General features: G+C 61.8%; 14 protein-coding genes. 5 read left to right on the plus strand and 9 right to left on the minus strand.

Translation table 11 applies throughout. From position 1 onward, the window contains the following. Positions 1–77: 77 nt before the first annotated feature. Entirely contained in the window at positions 78–974 is an 897-nt protein-coding gene (locus tag M0D69_RS20415; protein WP_301783762.1) for a LysR family transcriptional regulator, read from the plus strand. Positions 975–1,074: 100 nt separating this feature from the next. On the opposite strand, the gene aroE is transcribed toward M0D69_RS20415, so the two are convergent. The 5 genes from aroE to M0D69_RS20440 are packed head-to-tail and all read right to left on the minus strand — an operon-like array spanning position 1,075 to position 4,927. Further along, positions 1,075–1,908 (minus strand): shikimate dehydrogenase, encoded by an 834-nt coding sequence (gene aroE, locus M0D69_RS20420; protein ID WP_301783817.1) that lies wholly within the window; start codon positions 1,906–1,908, stop codon positions 1,075–1,077. A 7-nt stretch (positions 1,909–1,915) separates the two neighbouring features. Further along, complete coding sequence (locus M0D69_RS20425; protein ID WP_301783763.1) at positions 1,916–3,127, minus strand: CaiB/BaiF CoA-transferase family protein; 1,212 nt, start codon at positions 3,125–3,127, stop codon at positions 1,916–1,918. Continuing rightward, positions 3,127–3,585, minus strand: a complete 459-nt coding sequence (locus M0D69_RS20430; RefSeq protein ID WP_301783764.1) for a MaoC family dehydratase — start codon at positions 3,583–3,585, stop codon at positions 3,127–3,129. The genes M0D69_RS20425 and M0D69_RS20430 overlap by 1 nt, the downstream gene beginning before the upstream one ends. 2 nt (positions 3,586–3,587) lie before the next feature. Then, a complete protein-coding gene (locus tag M0D69_RS20435) occupies positions 3,588–3,980 on the minus strand; it encodes a VOC family protein (protein ID WP_301783765.1) in 393 nt (130 codons plus the stop codon). Next, positions 3,977–4,927 carry a ketopantoate reductase family protein gene (locus M0D69_RS20440; protein ID WP_301783818.1) on the minus strand — a complete coding sequence of 317 codons (951 nt, stop codon included), beginning with the start codon at positions 4,925–4,927 and terminating at the stop codon, positions 3,977–3,979. The genes M0D69_RS20435 and M0D69_RS20440 overlap by 4 nt, the downstream gene beginning before the upstream one ends. A gap of 95 nt (positions 4,928–5,022) precedes the next feature. Between M0D69_RS20440 and M0D69_RS20445 the strand changes: the two genes are divergently transcribed. Continuing rightward, the gene (locus M0D69_RS20445) at positions 5,023–5,928 is read left to right on the plus strand and encodes a LysR family transcriptional regulator (protein WP_301783766.1); all 906 of its coding nucleotides are present in this window, start codon (positions 5,023–5,025) and stop codon (positions 5,926–5,928) included. Positions 5,929–6,260: 332 nt separating this feature from the next. Continuing rightward, complete coding sequence (locus M0D69_RS20450; protein WP_301783767.1) at positions 6,261–7,847, plus strand: inorganic phosphate transporter; 1,587 nt, start codon at positions 6,261–6,263, stop codon at positions 7,845–7,847. A gap of 41 nt (positions 7,848–7,888) precedes the next feature. Here M0D69_RS20450 and M0D69_RS20455 read toward each other — a convergent pair whose 3' ends face one another. The 4 genes from M0D69_RS20455 to M0D69_RS20470 all read right to left on the minus strand — a co-directional run bounded on the left by M0D69_RS20455 (position 7,889) and on the right by M0D69_RS20470 (position 11,917). Beyond that, positions 7,889–9,025: a serine hydrolase gene (locus M0D69_RS20455; RefSeq protein WP_301783768.1), complete on the minus strand. Its 1,137-nt coding sequence runs from the start codon at positions 9,023–9,025 to the stop codon at positions 7,889–7,891. 35 nt (positions 9,026–9,060) lie between these two features. Then, entirely contained in the window at positions 9,061–10,440 is a 1,380-nt protein-coding gene (locus M0D69_RS20460; RefSeq protein WP_301783769.1) for a DUF1700 domain-containing protein, read from the minus strand. After that, positions 10,437–10,751 carry a PadR family transcriptional regulator gene (locus tag M0D69_RS20465; RefSeq protein ID WP_367619742.1) on the minus strand — a complete coding sequence of 105 codons (315 nt, stop codon included), beginning with the start codon at positions 10,749–10,751 and terminating at the stop codon, positions 10,437–10,439. The genes M0D69_RS20460 and M0D69_RS20465 overlap by 4 nt, the downstream gene beginning before the upstream one ends. A 167-nt stretch (positions 10,752–10,918) precedes the next feature. Then, positions 10,919–11,917, minus strand: coding sequence for a LacI family DNA-binding transcriptional regulator (locus tag M0D69_RS20470; RefSeq protein ID WP_301783771.1), 999 nt, complete (start codon positions 11,915–11,917; stop codon positions 10,919–10,921). 274 nt (positions 11,918–12,191) lie between these two features. Between M0D69_RS20470 and M0D69_RS20475 the strand changes: the two genes are divergently transcribed. Continuing rightward, a complete protein-coding gene (locus M0D69_RS20475) occupies positions 12,192–13,712 on the plus strand; it encodes a sugar ABC transporter ATP-binding protein (protein ID WP_301783772.1) in 1,521 nt (506 codons plus the stop codon). After that, the gene (locus M0D69_RS20480; RefSeq protein ID WP_301783773.1) at positions 13,709–14,746 is read left to right on the plus strand and encodes an ABC transporter permease; all 1,038 of its coding nucleotides are present in this window, start codon (positions 13,709–13,711) and stop codon (positions 14,744–14,746) included. Before M0D69_RS20475 ends, M0D69_RS20480 begins: the two co-directional genes overlap by 4 nt. Positions 14,747–14,784: the final 38 nt, after the last annotated feature.

Here is a 14,784-nt window from a genome sequence, read left to right on the forward strand (position 1 = left end):
AGTTTCGCGATAATTAGGCCGACAATTTTTGGATGCAACACTATGCTGAATCTGCATACTCTTATGTACGAGGAAGGATGAACCTCAAACAGATCGAAGCGTTCGAAGCGGTGGCAAGCCTTGGGACCACCACAGCCGCGGCTCAGCGCCTGGAAATCTCGCAATCGGTTGTCAGCAGGCTGCTTGCGCAACTGGAAGAAGACCTCGGACTCAGACTTTTTGTGCGGGAACAAGGCAGGCTTACCCTGACGCGCGAAGGCGCCGCTTTAGTCGATGAAGTGAGGACTTTGCTCGACGGCTCGCATTGCTTGCGGCGTCATGCGCAGCAACTGCGGCTTGGCGGAATGCAGCGAAAACTGGTTCGCGCGATGGTGCCGAACACGTTCGCCCAGCACGCCATGCCGCAAATCATGGAAATGTTCTGCAAGGCGCACGAGGATGCCGTGCTCGAGGTTTTGTCAGGCACTTATGGACAAGGCGAGCGCGCTCTCTTAAGCCGGGAAGTCGATCTGGCTTTCGTACAAATGCCAGAACGCCTGCCCGGTTTGCGAGTTCATCGCGTGTTTCCTTCGCAGTCCGCCTGCGTCGTGCCCATCAATCATCCGCTAGCCGGGATCGACAAAATCAGCGCGCTGGATCTCGAACTCGTGCCGCTGATCTTGCTCGGGCGGCAAAGCCAGCACAGGCGTGAAGTCGATATGGCTTTCCGCCGCGCCCGCATCACGCCGCGCGTACTGGCAGAAGTCCATTCGGTTGGCGTGGCCTGCGCCATGGTTGCACGAGGCATGGGCGTGACGATCGTCACCCAGGTACTCGCGGCGTGCTGTCCGTCGGAAGGATTTGCTATCAAGCCATTCGAACCCGCGCTGCCGTTTGAGATAGGTCTGGCGACGCTGCAGGAGACCCCGAAGAGCTCGATGACTGTCGCGTTGCTGGATTGCATTGGCGACACGTTGGCGGACCTTAACGCCTGACCCGCGGCTGTAGAGTTCCATGCCGATTCAGCATTCCGGCGGCAGCTTCGCCGGCGCTAAACGATCAGGGGCGTTCGTCATTCACCTCTCCGTGGAGAGGTCAATCGAGGGGGACCGTGAGCCGGTCGATCACGGCCCGCGTCTGAGGGCGCACGCCACGCCACCAAGCGAAGGCTTCTGCCGCCTGCTCGACCAGCATGCCCACGCCGTCCGCGACACTCCGTACGCCCGCGTTGCGGGCCAGCCGCAGGAAGGGCGTCAACCTCTTGCCGTAGGCAAGTTCGTATGCCGCGCCCTCCGGGCTGAAGACGCCCGGGGGCACGGGCGGCAGGTCGCCAGTAAGACTGGCCGACGTGGCGTTGACCACCAGGTCGAAATGCCCCATCGCTTCGAGATCGCCGTAGCCGCGGGCGAGCAACGAACCGCGCGCTCCGACTTGGGCCACCAGCGCCTGGCCCTTGATGACGTCCCTGTTAGCGATAACCAGCTCGGCGGGCTGCGCCGTGAGGAAGGGCAGCAAGGCCCCGCGCACAGCTCCGCCCGCACCGAGTATCAGCACGCGCTTTCCGGCCATCGGCAGACCCAGGTTGACCTCGATATCGCGCACCAGTCCGAGCCCATCGAAGTTCTCGGCCACGATTCGTCTGTCTTCAAACCTCAGGGCGTTCGCGGCGCCGGCGAGTTCAGCGCGCTCACTGCGTTCATCGGCTATCGCGAAGGCCTTCAGTTTGAAGGGCGCCGTCACATTCATCCCCTTGCCGCCCGCAGCGCCGAAAGCCCGCACTGTCCCGGCAAAGGCATCCTGCGGCTCCACGGGGCCCTCGATGGCCGTATAGGACATGTCCTGCTGGGTCTCCTGCGCAAAGAGACCGTGGATCAACGGAGATTTCGTGTGTCCGATCGGGTTGCCGATCACCGCGTACTGGTCAGTCATCATGGCCTCACTTTGAAAAAAGAACGCCATCGGTTTGCATGGCGTCAATTTCGGCCGGGTCGAAGCCCAGCGACTGCGCCACTTCGGCGTTGTGCTGACCGAGGTCCGGCGCGACCTCGCGGATCGTCGTATCGCAGTCCGAGAAGCGAAACGGCAGGTTCGGCAAGCGCAGCGTCCCATAGCGCGGATGGTGCTGCTCAATCACCATGCCCCGCGCGACAATCTGCGGATCGGCGAGCACTTCGTCGATGCGCTGCACCTTGGCGCAAGGCACATCGATGCCGTCCAGCAGTTCCAGCACCTGCGCCACCGGGCGGGCGGCAACCCACGGCTTGACCACTGACAGGATCTCCAGGCGGTTCGCATTGCGTCCCGCCAAATCGTGGAAGCGTGTGTCGGTGCCGAAACCAGCGGGTCCTCCGTGCGCCTCGACCAGGGCGGCGAAGCGCTTCCACGCGTCGTCCACCTGTGCCGCGATCACGAGGTCGGCATCGGCAGCGCGGAACACGCCATAGAGCGTCGACGTCGGCATGTCGTGACCGGTCTGCTCGGGCAGCACGCCTTGCATCGTGTAGCACTGAACCGCATATTCATGCATCGATACCAGTGTGTCGTACAGCGCCATGTCGATGTGCTGACCCCGGCCACTTTTCACCCGGCCCAGCAGCGCGGCGTTGATGGCCGCCACCGCATGGATGCCGGTGTACATGTCGCCCAGCGAGATGCGCAGCAGTGGCGGTGGTTCACCCGGTGTTCCGACCATCTGCATGATGCCGCTTTTGGCTTCAGCAATCAGCCCGAAACCGGCGCGGTGTGCATCAGGCCCGGTATGGCCGTATGCCGAGATCGAGCAATAGACCAGTTTCGGATTTCGCGCCGACAGCTCGGCATAGCCCAGTCCCAGCTTGTCCAGCGCGCCCGGCCGGTAGTTCTCGATGAACACGTCCGCCGAGTCGCACAGGCGTTGCATGAAGTCCTTGCCGCGCGGATCCTTCATGTTGACGCTGACCCCACGCTTGCCCATATTGAGCTGCAGGAAGTAGCCGCTTTGCTGGTCATCGAGCACGCAGGCGTGCTGGCGCCCAGCGTCGCCACTGCCGGGGCGCTCGACCTTGATGACTTCGGCGCCGAGCGCCGCCAGGCAGCGCCCTACGTATGGACCCGCCAAAAAGTGGCTGTAGTCGACGACGCGAATACCTTCGAGAGGACGGGCCTGCATCAGAATGCTCCCGGTCGGCGCGGCACCATCAGGCGATGCTCGCCATGCTGGACGACCTGGCCGTTCTGATTGATCAGCCCGGACGGTAGTACGACGATCCCCCAGTCGGGACGGCTCTTGCTTGCCCGCATGGCACCCACGCGGAATTTCACTTGCAGCACGTCATTGACCTTGATGGGCAAAAGGAAGTCCCAGGTCCAGCCCAGCGACATGCCCGGCAGGAAGCGGTAGTCGCTCTGTGTCTTGAGACCATCGGCTATCGATAGCCCGAATAGGCCATGCGCCACGATTGAGCCGAAGTGGCTCGCGTTCGCATACGCCTCGTCCACATGGACCGGCGTGTGGTCGCCCGTGAGGTCGGCGTAGGCCAGAATGCGCTCTTTGGTCACGGTGTAGCTTGGGCTCACGCACTCGTCGCCTTCGCGGGCGTCGTCCCAGTATTTGTCGATGATCGTCATGTTCACACCTCCGCACGAGGGTTGATCGCCAGCGCCTGCGCAACGCATGCAGCGGGCTTGGCCTGAATCAGTTCGACGGCGAGGCCGTCCGGCAGGCGCAGCCAGTTGCGCCCCTGCGGCATTTCGCTGACGCCGTACCGTTGCGCCGCGGTTAACGCCGCGTCCAGGTCTTCGCACATCACGCCCAGATGGGCGAGCCGGCCTTCGCTACCTTCATGGCGCGGGTTACGGATGAATTGCAGGCCGCCGAGCGTCCAGTACTGACGGGGTTCCTCGCGGGTGCCGTCCACCTCGCGCATGGTCATACCAAGGACGTCCTCGAAAAAGCGGATGTGCCACTGGATGTCCTTCACCCAGATGGCGACATGCTCCAGATATGCCCTGGTGGCGTTCATGCGGTTGTCTCCTTGTGTTGTCGGTCGGTCATGGCACGCTCAATGCCCTTGATGCAGGCGACCAGCGTCGTGTTGACCGGGGTCGGCACGCCGTGCCGTTGTCCCCAGCGCACGACTGCGCCGTTGATGAAGTCGATCTCGGTGACAGAGCCTTTCTCCAGGCTCTGCAGCATTGATGTCTTGAAGGCCGGAGAGAGTCCTTCGCCGGCGAGTGTCCAGGCCTGTTCGGGATGGGTCGTGGCGAGCTTCACGCCAGCGGCCCGGGCGACGGCCATCGCCTCGGCAACCGCCGCCAGTGCGGTCGTCTTCAACAGCGGCTCGTCGTAGAGCTGCCCGTAGGTCAGGCCAGTGACGCTCGTCAGCGCACCTGTGGCGACATTGACCAGCAGCTTGTCCCACATCGTGCCGACGATGTTGTCGCTGACCGTGGTGGCCAGCCCGGCAGTATTGAAGGTTTCGGCAATCGCCATCACACGGGGCGTAAGCCGGCCGTCGAGTTCGCCGATGTAGGTGGTTTTACCGGCAACCCCGGACTCGATGTGCCCAGGGTTGCGCATCACCCCACCGACGTAGGTCTTGCCTGCCAGCACGCGCTCGTGGCCTACGATTTCGGCGAGGACATCCTCGTGCCCGAGGCCGTTCTGCAACGACAGAACCAGCGTTTCGGGCCCGAGCAGTTCCAGTGCGCCGCGTATCGCCGCATCGGTATGGAAAGACTTGACCAGCACTACGACCAGATCCATGGCGCCGGCCTCGGCGGCGTCTGTAGTGGCCCGGACCATGACGCGGCGGGATCCATTGGCATCGTCCACCCGCAGGCCGTCACGACGCATGGCCTCGACGTGCGTTGCCGAGCGGTTCAGCAGCCAAACCTCTTGACCGGCTTCAGTGAGTGTTGCGCCGACGGCGCAGCCCAGTGCGCCGGCACCCAAAATCGCAATCTTCAATGGTTTCTCCTCGATATGGAGTTGAAGATACGAGTTGGTGTTCATATCGACAATGCAATGAATACAATGACCTCATTGCACTGGACAATAAACCAATGAACTCAACGGACCTCCCTGATCTGAAGCTGCTGCAGCTCTTCGACCTTCTCTACGATATCCGCAGCGTCACCCGCGTCGCGGAGCAGCTCGGGCAGAGTCAGCCGACGATCAGCATCTGGCTAGGGCGTTTGCGGGAACACCTGCAGGATCAGTTGTTTGTCCGTACGCTTGGCGGCATGGCGCCAACGCCGCAAGCCGACGCGTTGATCGGGCCGTGCCGGGAGATTCTCGAATCGCTGCGGCGCTTCGCTGCATGGGAGATCGCGTTCGACCCCGCCACCGCGCAGCGGCGTTTCCGCATCTGTATGACAGATGCGAGCCACATTACGCTTCTTCCTCGAATGCTGGCGCACGTGCGTGCGCAGGCGCCGGGGATCCGCCTGGAGGCGGCGAGGATCGACGGCAATACCGAACGGGCACTGGAATCCGGCGAGGCTGACCTTGCAATCGGCCATGTGCCCTGGCTGGGCGGCGGGATTTACCAGCAGCAGTTGTATACGCAGGACTGGGTGTGCCTGACCAACCGGCATCACCCACGAGTGCGTGCCCGGCTCGGAGTGAAGCAATACCGCGCGGAGGCGCATGTCGCCATTGCTGCGGGGACGGGAGCACAACTGCTCGAACAGGCGCTGGTGCGCGAGCACATCGAGCGAGATGTGGTTCTGGAGTTGCCGGGCTTCCTTGGACTGGGGGCGATCATCCAGACCACCGACCTGATCGCCACGCTGCCTCGACATATTGGCGAGACACTGGCAAAGGTCAATGACCTCGCAATCCATCCCTGCCCGATTCCTGTAGAGGGCTTTGCCGTTCGACAGCACTGGCATGCCAGATATCACCACGAAGCCGGGAATCGTTGGTTGCGCGGTCTGGTGGCTCAGTTGTTTAGCAGCGCACGCTGACCGATCGCATACCAGGACGGAGTTCGAGTTGAAAGAGTACCGATGAATTACGTCACCCCCGGGTGCCTTTCAACCGCGCCGTCGGCATGATTTGCGAAAACCTTCATAGTGCAAACCAAGCCTGACATACCTGGTTTAAGAACCGCCGCCGAAGGAGCGAATCTCACATGCCGTCCGAAGTCTTGCGCTCGGGCAAAGAACGTTGCCGAGAGTTTTTTGCGGAGCGTCAAATACGATAGAAAGGCATCCGAAATATAGACGCCACAAATCCTTCACGGAGCGCCACGCAAGCGAGTTGTACGATAGCAGGTCAGCGGCCACGGGAAAAGATCATGCCTGATCTCATGTTTCCTCAGACAAGTGCGGTCAGTGAGCGCACCCGTAACGCGAGTTTGGCGATTTTCCTTCTGATCATCGCGATTGGCGTCGCCTTCGTCGCCGTCCATCTGGTAATAGACCTCGAGCCGGTACAACAAAGCTCGGTATTTCCCTACGTCCTGCTCGGTTTCGCGATGCTGATCGCGCTCGGCTTCGAGTTCGTCAATGGTTTTCACGACACCGCGAATGCCGTGGCCACCGTTATCTACACGCACTCGCTGACGCCGAATCTCGCCGTGCTCTGGTCGGGCGCATGGAACTTTGCGGGGGTATTGGTCTCTAGCGGCGCGGTGGCATTCGGCATTCTCCAGTTGCTCCCGGTTGAACTGATTTTGCAAGTGGGTGGCCACGCAGGTTTCGCCATGGTATTCGCGCTGCTGATAGCGGCAATCACCTGGAACCTGGCAACCTGGTACTTCGGACTACCATCCTCCAGCTCGCATACGTTGATTGGTTCGATCATTGGCGTTGGTCTGATGAATCAACTGATGCGCGGCCCATCCGGTACCAGCGGCGTCGACTGGACACAGGCGCTCGGCGTCGGCAAATCACTGCTGTTCTCGCCAATCGTCGGTTTCTTAGGCGCCGGCCTGCTCCTGTTGATCCTGAAAGCCGTGGTCCGTGTCCCCGCGCTCTACACTGAACCGGTCGGCAACAAGCCACCGCCGCTCTGGATTCGCAGCCTGCTGATTCTGACCTGTACAGGCGTCTCTTTTGCACACGGATCGAACGACGGGCAGAAGGGGATGGGGCTGATCATGCTGATTCTGATAGGCACGGTGCCGACAGCATATGCCCTGAACAAGGCGGTAACACCAGCTCAGACAGAGGCGTTCGTGACTGTCGCGCATCAGGCGTCGGCCGTGTTCGGCAGGTACGCTTCCGGCTCGCCCGATTCCGTAAGTCCTCGCGCAGATGTTGAAGCGTACGTGCGAACCCGCCAGATGACGCCGGCAACGCTGCCAGCGGTAAAGCAACTCACCGATACTGTCGCACAGCAAGTCACGGCAGCGGGGTCGATCAGCACCGTGCCGCCAAGTCTGGTCGACAATGTCCGCAATAGCATGTATCTGGTATCTGAGGCGATTCGCCTGATGGAGAAGTCGAAGCAGCCTGCCTTCACGGCCGATGACAGGGCTGTTATCGACAGCTACATGCAGCAACTCAATCACGCGACCAAGTTCATCCCGACATGGGTCAAGGTCGCAGTTGCCATTGCGCTGGGACTGGGCACGATGGTCGGCTGGAAGCGGATTGTCGTGACGGTCGGAGAGAAAATTGGCAAGCAGCACCTGACCTACGGCCAAGGTGCATCTGCAGAGGTGGTCGCGATGCTGACCATCGGGGCGGCGGATCTATACGGACTCCCGGTATCGACTACGCACATACTGACCTCAGGCGTCGCCGGTACGATGGCGGCGAATGGCTCAGGCCTGCAATGGAACACCCTGCGAAGCCTGGTGCTGGCCTGGGTGCTCACGCTTCCGGCATCCATTGCGTTGGCTGCCGCGCTCTATTGGCTTTTTCGCGTGATGTCCTGAGCGTTGCGTGCCAGTCGACACGTCTCGAACAGATAGGCACGTCACGCCTTTAGGCTCGGCAACACAAAGTGGCGCAGCACTTCGTCCGGCACTTGCCAGTCCTTCGGGTCGTTGTAATTTCCGGCTGTGACAACCACCACAAGCGCGCGTGCCGGAACGATAGCCAGCAGCTGTCCGCCATTACCCAAACCCATCACATAGCGCTCGCCCCGGATTCCGGTCTTGCTCGGATAGGCGATTTCGCCGACGCGCCACAGGTAGCCGTATGACTGTCCGTCACGCACTGTCGCGGCAGGCCTGAAGCTCGCTTCGAGCCAGGCCGCGGGGACGATGGTACGACCTTCCCATTGGCCGCGCGCGAGCACCATCTGGCCGATACGCGCGAGCTCACGCGGTGTCAGACGCAAGCCAGATGCAGCAATCGCCTCTCCATCCGTGCCTTTCGCCCACGCGAATTTGTCGATGCCAAGCGGTTCGAAAAGAGCCGATCGCGCGTAGTCCGCGAGCGGTTGCCCCGTGCCCTTCTCGATGAGACGGCCAATCAGCGCAACGGCACCACCGTTGTAGATCCATACCTCGCCCGGTGCTGCGACGATCGGCCGCTCGAGCACGTAGCGGTAGCGATCCGGCGCAGCGTCCATTGCCGTTTCGCTGTTGGCCGGATCTCTATACGAAAGACGCTCGTTCCACTGCATGCCGAGCGTCATGGTCAGCACATTGGCGATCGTGAGACCTGCCCGTTGCGGATCGCGGGCGAGGTCCGGGTATTCCGGGAACTGTGCCATGAGCAACTGATCGGTCGGCGGGACGCGCTTGTCCGCGAGCGCGATGCCGTAGAGCAACGACACAAGGCTCTTGGTGACAGAGCGCAGATCGTGCTGCGTGTCGGGACCGAAGACGACCTCTCCGGCCGGTTGGCCCCGGGTTTCATCGAGACCTACAAAATAGCGTTCGAAGGCGATGTTCCCTTCTTGCAGAACGACGACGCTGTGCAGGTTGCGCAGAGACGTGGTGGTGCGAAAGGCCTCGAAGCGGGCATCGAGATCGGGTGCGAAGCCGGAACCCACAGTGGGCCTCGTTGCCCACGAGGCGGCTTCGGCAAAGGGCAGCATCTGGGTCGCTATCATTGCGGCTCCAGTGAGTTTGAAGAAATCGCGTCGGCTAACAATCTTGGTCATCTGCGTCTCCTTGAAGGGCACGGCGTGCGATGTCGTCAGGGCACGTTCTCAATGCGGCCGCTGCCCGATACGACCGAATGCACCTGCGTCGGATGACCGTGCAGCTTCACGACACTGCTTCCAGCGAGGACGATGTTGGCGGTGTCTTGCGCCGCGACCTGCACTTCGCCGCTGCCGTGGACCACGATCTCCGCAGATCTGGCTGAGAGGCCTTGCAGTTCCGCCTTGCCGGAGCCAGCGACATTGAGCGCGACAACCTGCACCGCCCCACTCGCGACGACATGGCCGCTCCCCATGATGCGCAGTTGCAGCTTCTGCTGGTCGATACCCGAAAGAACGAGGTCGCCGTCGCCTCTGATTCCCCAGGCTGCGATCGACGGGGCCGTCAGCCGAACCGAGACATGCGTGACTGGGGCGCAGTCGATCTCGCTATCGAAGCCGAGCCGGCCATCGGCAATGCGCACATGGCTCACAAGAGAGGGATCGCCAGTCACGGTCGCTTCGGCCTTGGGGCCGGGCTGGTAGCTGACGGAGGCAGGCAGATCGATATCGATGCTGTTGTTCGCCTCGAATGGGAACGTAACGGAGGCAGGGGAGGTCACGGTTGGGTTCGCGGCATCGACACCGCTTGCGATCCGCGCGCTTGCAGGCGCACGGTCGAACCAGGTCGGCCCACAACGCCATCCCCCATCCCGCCACCAGGATCCACCGCCAACTCGATGCGATCCGGCGAGCGAATTGCCGAGCGCAAGGAGAGAGGCGACGGTCAACCCTGCGACTACAAACAATGCCAGTCTTTTGGTCAGGTTCCACTTCTGCGTCGGAATGTCCTCGCCCAGGTCCCGCGTCCCGTCCTGATCGGGCTCGAGCACGTGATAATGCAGCCGCACATAGCGTCCGAGCATCCGCACGCCCGCGCCGAGCCCCAGCAGCAGCAGCGTGCCACCGGCGACAAGGCAGGCGATCAGCCCGATGCCGACCACGAGGCGGATCACCGCGCCAAGGATCGAGCCACCGTGCCCAAAGAAGACGACGGTGAAGATCATGTGGGCTCCGACAGCACCGAGAGCCGCGAGGCCGACGCCGATGCCGAGCGCGACGGCTGCCACGATGAGCAGCAGCGGCATCAGGAAGAAGATGTCGACCGCCGCGAGGCCCGCCAGCGCAAGCATGGCCGTGACGAGATTGGCAAAGCTGCGATGGGCCTCAAATCGCCGCAGGCCGGTTTCGGCACGTAGCTCCCGGGCGAGCCGCGCCGGATCTCCGAGGGCGTCGGCGACCTCCGCCTCGCTGCGACCCGACGCGCGCGCTTCGGCAAAATGCGCTGCGTAGTCCGCGATGATCTCCTCGACCTCCCGCTTTGACAGGCCGGCGAGCCCGGCTCGCAGAGTGCGCAAGAATGCTTCACTGTTCACGTCTGGTCTCCGAGAAGTTGATCGACCGCGGCCACGAAGGCCCGCCAGTCACGCCGATGCGCCTCAAGCGCGTCATGGCCCATCGGCGTGAGCCGATAATATTTGCGCGAAGGCCCGCTGCTCGATTCGACCAGGCGGGTGGCGACCAGCCCGTCGTTTTGCATGCGACGCATCAGCGGATAGATCGTGCCTTCGCCCATGCCGACTGCACTGGCGAGTGTGCTGGCGATCTCGTAGCCATAGCTCTCCCCGCGTGCCAATAGGGCGAGCACACACAGATCGAGCGCACCTTTTTTCAGTTGAACCTGGATCGATTCGGTCATGTACGAACTCGGTGGATAGCTAAAACATATAACACGCTACCTGTTTATGCAAGATAGTTGATTGATATTTAGCGCGGCGCCCGATCAAGCTATCGCCAATCCAAGGCTGGGGAAACGGTTGATTTCCTGTTACGAGCCCACCTTCATCAGAGCCGCTATTTGCAACCGCAGGAATTTCTGATCGCGAAGGTCGGGTTCAGCCGGATGGTCTCGGTTTTTTCGGTTGCGACATCGATTCTTCGCTTGAGCAGTGTCGCCGCCATCCGGCCAATCTCGTGGCAGGGCTGAACCATGGCGGTGAGGCGAGGCTCGAACGCATCGGCCCAATCGAAATCGTCGAAACCCGCTACCGCGAGATCGGCGGGCACCCGCATGCCGCAATCCTGCGCTGCAAGCATGATGCCGATCGTCGTCAGGTTGTTACCTCCGATCAGCGCGGTGACAGGTTCGGTCGCGGTAAGAAGGCGCGTGGCGGCGTCTCTGGCCGTCGCCAGGTCGGTGTGACCGATGGAAATGCGCGCCTCGTCGACGGGAAGCCCATGCTCGCGTAGTCCGTCGCGAAAGCCATCCGCTCGCTCCAGCGCAGTCGTGAAATTGGACTGGCCTGCCAGGAAGCCGATCCGCTTGTGTCCATGGCCAACCATGTGGGCCACCATCGCCGCAAGCGACTGCCGGTTCTCCACACCGACACCGTCGAGGGCGACATCGGGAAGACGATCAACCATCACCGAAGGAATGCGCTGCTCGCGCAGGTAGGTCAGCGCGCTGTTGTTGAGACCGCAAGAGGGCGCGATGATGATCCCGTCAACGCGTCTTTGGTGAAGGGCAGCAACCATTTCGAATTCACACTCCGGATCGTCCCGGGTATTCGCAAGAAGCACCATCATTCCCAGCTTCGAACACTCTTCCTCGATGGCGTTGATCACATCGGAAAAGTACCGGTTTCTCGTCGACGATATGGCAAGCCCAATCGTGTTTGTGGTCGAACGTGCCAAGGCTCGCGCCACGGTGTTGGGCGCGTAACCGAGTGCGCGTACCGCCTCGCGAACCGCGCTGGTTGTTTCAGCGCTGACGAACCGCGTGCCATTGAGAACGTGGGAAACGGTTGACGTCGCGACCCCTGCAAGCCGTGCGACATCAGCAATGGTTGCCATCTCGTCCTCTCTCGATCTGTGGATACGGAATCGCCGCGATATGACGATTCGACGATTCGCGGCCCGATATTAAGCGTTCTCTGAATGACGCGCCACGAGCTTACCTTTGTAGCGATATTCCAGAATATGAGGGTAAACAACGAAAGGCAAGCGCTTGCGCAAGCGCTTGCCTTTGAATAAGCTTTGATCCGAACTAGAACAAGAGAAGAGAAAAATAGATCAAGACAGGAGAAGAGATGGTCGTGTTCATTCGGCAAACCGGGTTTGGCGCGTTATGACCACGCGCCTCCTCGAATTGCGAGGAATCCAGAAACGTTTCGGCGGCGTGCATGCGCTGAAGGGCGTGGATTTTGATCTCGAGGCCGGCGAGGTGCACGTGCTGCTCGGAGAAAACGGCGCGGGGAAATCGACCTTGATGGGTGTGCTTTCGGGGGCGGTCGTGCCCGACGAAGGCGTCATCATGCTTGACGGCAACCCCATGCGTTTTGTTGCCCCCCGCGACGCCCATACCGCGGGGATCGCAATGATCCCGCAGGAACTCGACCTCGTTCCGGGTCTCGATATCGCGGCCAATCTGTTCCTCGGCAACGAGATCACCAACAAGGGTGTGCTGGCCGGCGCCGCCATGCGGAACCAAGCCCAGAATCTGCTGGCGCGTGCAGGCGTATCGCTTGATGCAAGTCTTCCAGTCGCCAGTCTGCGCATGGGCGAGCGTCAGCTCGTGGCCATTGCCAAAGCCTTGTCGGCCAAGGCACGCATCCTGATCATGGACGAGCCGACCGCGGCCTTGTCGGCCGTCGAGGCGGACCACCTCTTTACTGTGGTGAAAGAGCTTTCCGGGCGTGGCGTTGGAATTGTCTATATCTCTCACCGGCTCGAGGAAGTGACGCGCATCGCGGATCGCGTGACGGTGATGCGTGATGGCGCCGTGGTCGGAACCACGTCGCCTGACGCACCGCAAGCAACGCTCGTCCAGCTTCTTGTCGGGCGCCCGTTTTCCGATTTATTCCCGGCACGAGCCGAGAAGGTCGGAGCGCCTATCCTGCGGCTCGATCATGCCGCATTCGATCCGGACATCCCGCGCGCCGGCTGGCAGGCTCCCCGCGACGTCTCACTGACGGTGCATGAAGGCGAGATCGTGGGGCTTGCAGGGTTGATGGGAGTCGGCCGCACGGAATTGCTTTCGGCGCTGCATGGCTTCGGCGCGAACGGACGTTGGCGCGGCGTCGTCGAAATGCACGGCAGGCCGGCGGCACTCGGCACTATTCGCGCGGCGCGGCGTGAAGGAATCGCCTATGTAACGGACGACCGGCGCGGCACGGGGCTGATCCTCAATCACACGGTTGCACAGAACGCGGTCATGTCGACGCTCAAGCGTGTCACGCCCTTTGGTCTCGTTTCACGAGCACTTGAGAGACGCCAGGTGAAGCGCGCCCTCGAAGACTACGACGTGCGCCCGCGGCGTCCCGAAGCCAAGGTCGTCAACCTCTCGGGCGGCAACCAGCAGAAGGTCGTCTTCGCCAAGGAACTCATGAGCGATCCGGGCTTGCTGCTGCTCGACGAGCCGACGCGCGGAGTCGATGTCGGCGCCAAGGCAGAAATCTACCGGCGCTTGCGCGGCCTCGCAGACAAGGGCCTTGGCGTGTTGGTGGCGTCCTCCGAACTGCCGGAACTTATCGGATTGTGCGACCGGATTATTGTCATGCGCGCTGGCCGCACGATCCACGAATTTGGCCCGGGACCCGACGAAGACGCGGTCCGGCGGATCAGCGAAGGTGAGGACCTGGCAGCATGAGCACAACCCCAACATCCACAGCCACGGCCGCGGTTCGTCCACGCCGCGGCTTGCTGACATATCTGGTGCGCTTTCAGAGCCTGCTGGGGCTCGTTCTGGTGGTGAGCGCGGGTATCATGTTTTCCCCGCGCCGGCATGGACATATCCTGTTCCTCGCGCCGGACAACATCGCCAATATCATCCGGTCGATTTCCGAAACCGGCATTCTTTCGCTCGGGATGACCTTTGTGATCATTGCGGCCGGCATCGATCTTTCGGTCGGGGCCGTGCTCGGCCTCTGCTCCGTGCTGACTGCAACACTGCTGGTCAATGAGGGTTGGGGTCTCTGGAGCACCTTGTCGCTGGTGGTCGCGACGGGCGTGATATTCGGCGCCATCCAGGGTGTGATCTCTACCAAGTTCCGGATTCAGGCCTTCATCGTCACACTCGCAGGACTTCAGGTGGCGCGCGGCCTGTCATTGATCGCCTCCAACAATGCCTTCATCAACATCAACTACGGCACAGGGCCTGGAAATGCACCGCCGGCTTTCGGGGTTCTCGGCGAACGGATCGGCGGCGTCTTCCCGGTCGCGACCCTGGTGTTCCTCGTTCTCGCGGTGGTGGCAGCCTTTCTGCTCAATAACACGCGTTATGGACGCTACGTTGTCGCCGTCGGCGGAAACGAGAAGGCGGCGCGCCTATCAGGCATTCCGGTTAGCACGATCAAAATTTCGGTCTACGCACTAACGGGCTTCGTAGCCGCGATCGCCGGTATCGTTCACGCCGGGCAGTTCTCGTTCGGCAGCCCCAATGACGGCGCGGGATATGAACTCACCGCCATAGCGGCTGTCGTGATCGGCGGCACCGACCTGTTCGGAGGAGCCGGCTCCATGATCGGCACGATCGCAGGCGCTGTGATGCTGGGGGCGCTCGCCAATATCCTGCAGCTCAACGACGTCAGCGCCGCCATGCAACTGCTTGCGACGGGCGCGATCATCGTGATCGCCGCAGCGCTGCAAACCTATGTAGTCGGGCGTGGCGTCTCTGCGCGGTGAATCGTTGGGTGTGGCTCCCGGCGGCGGTGGGAATTGGA

The organism is Caballeronia sp. SEWSISQ10-4 2, from assembly GCF_030464885.1.
Classification (GTDB): Bacteria; Pseudomonadota; Gammaproteobacteria; order Burkholderiales; family Burkholderiaceae; genus Caballeronia.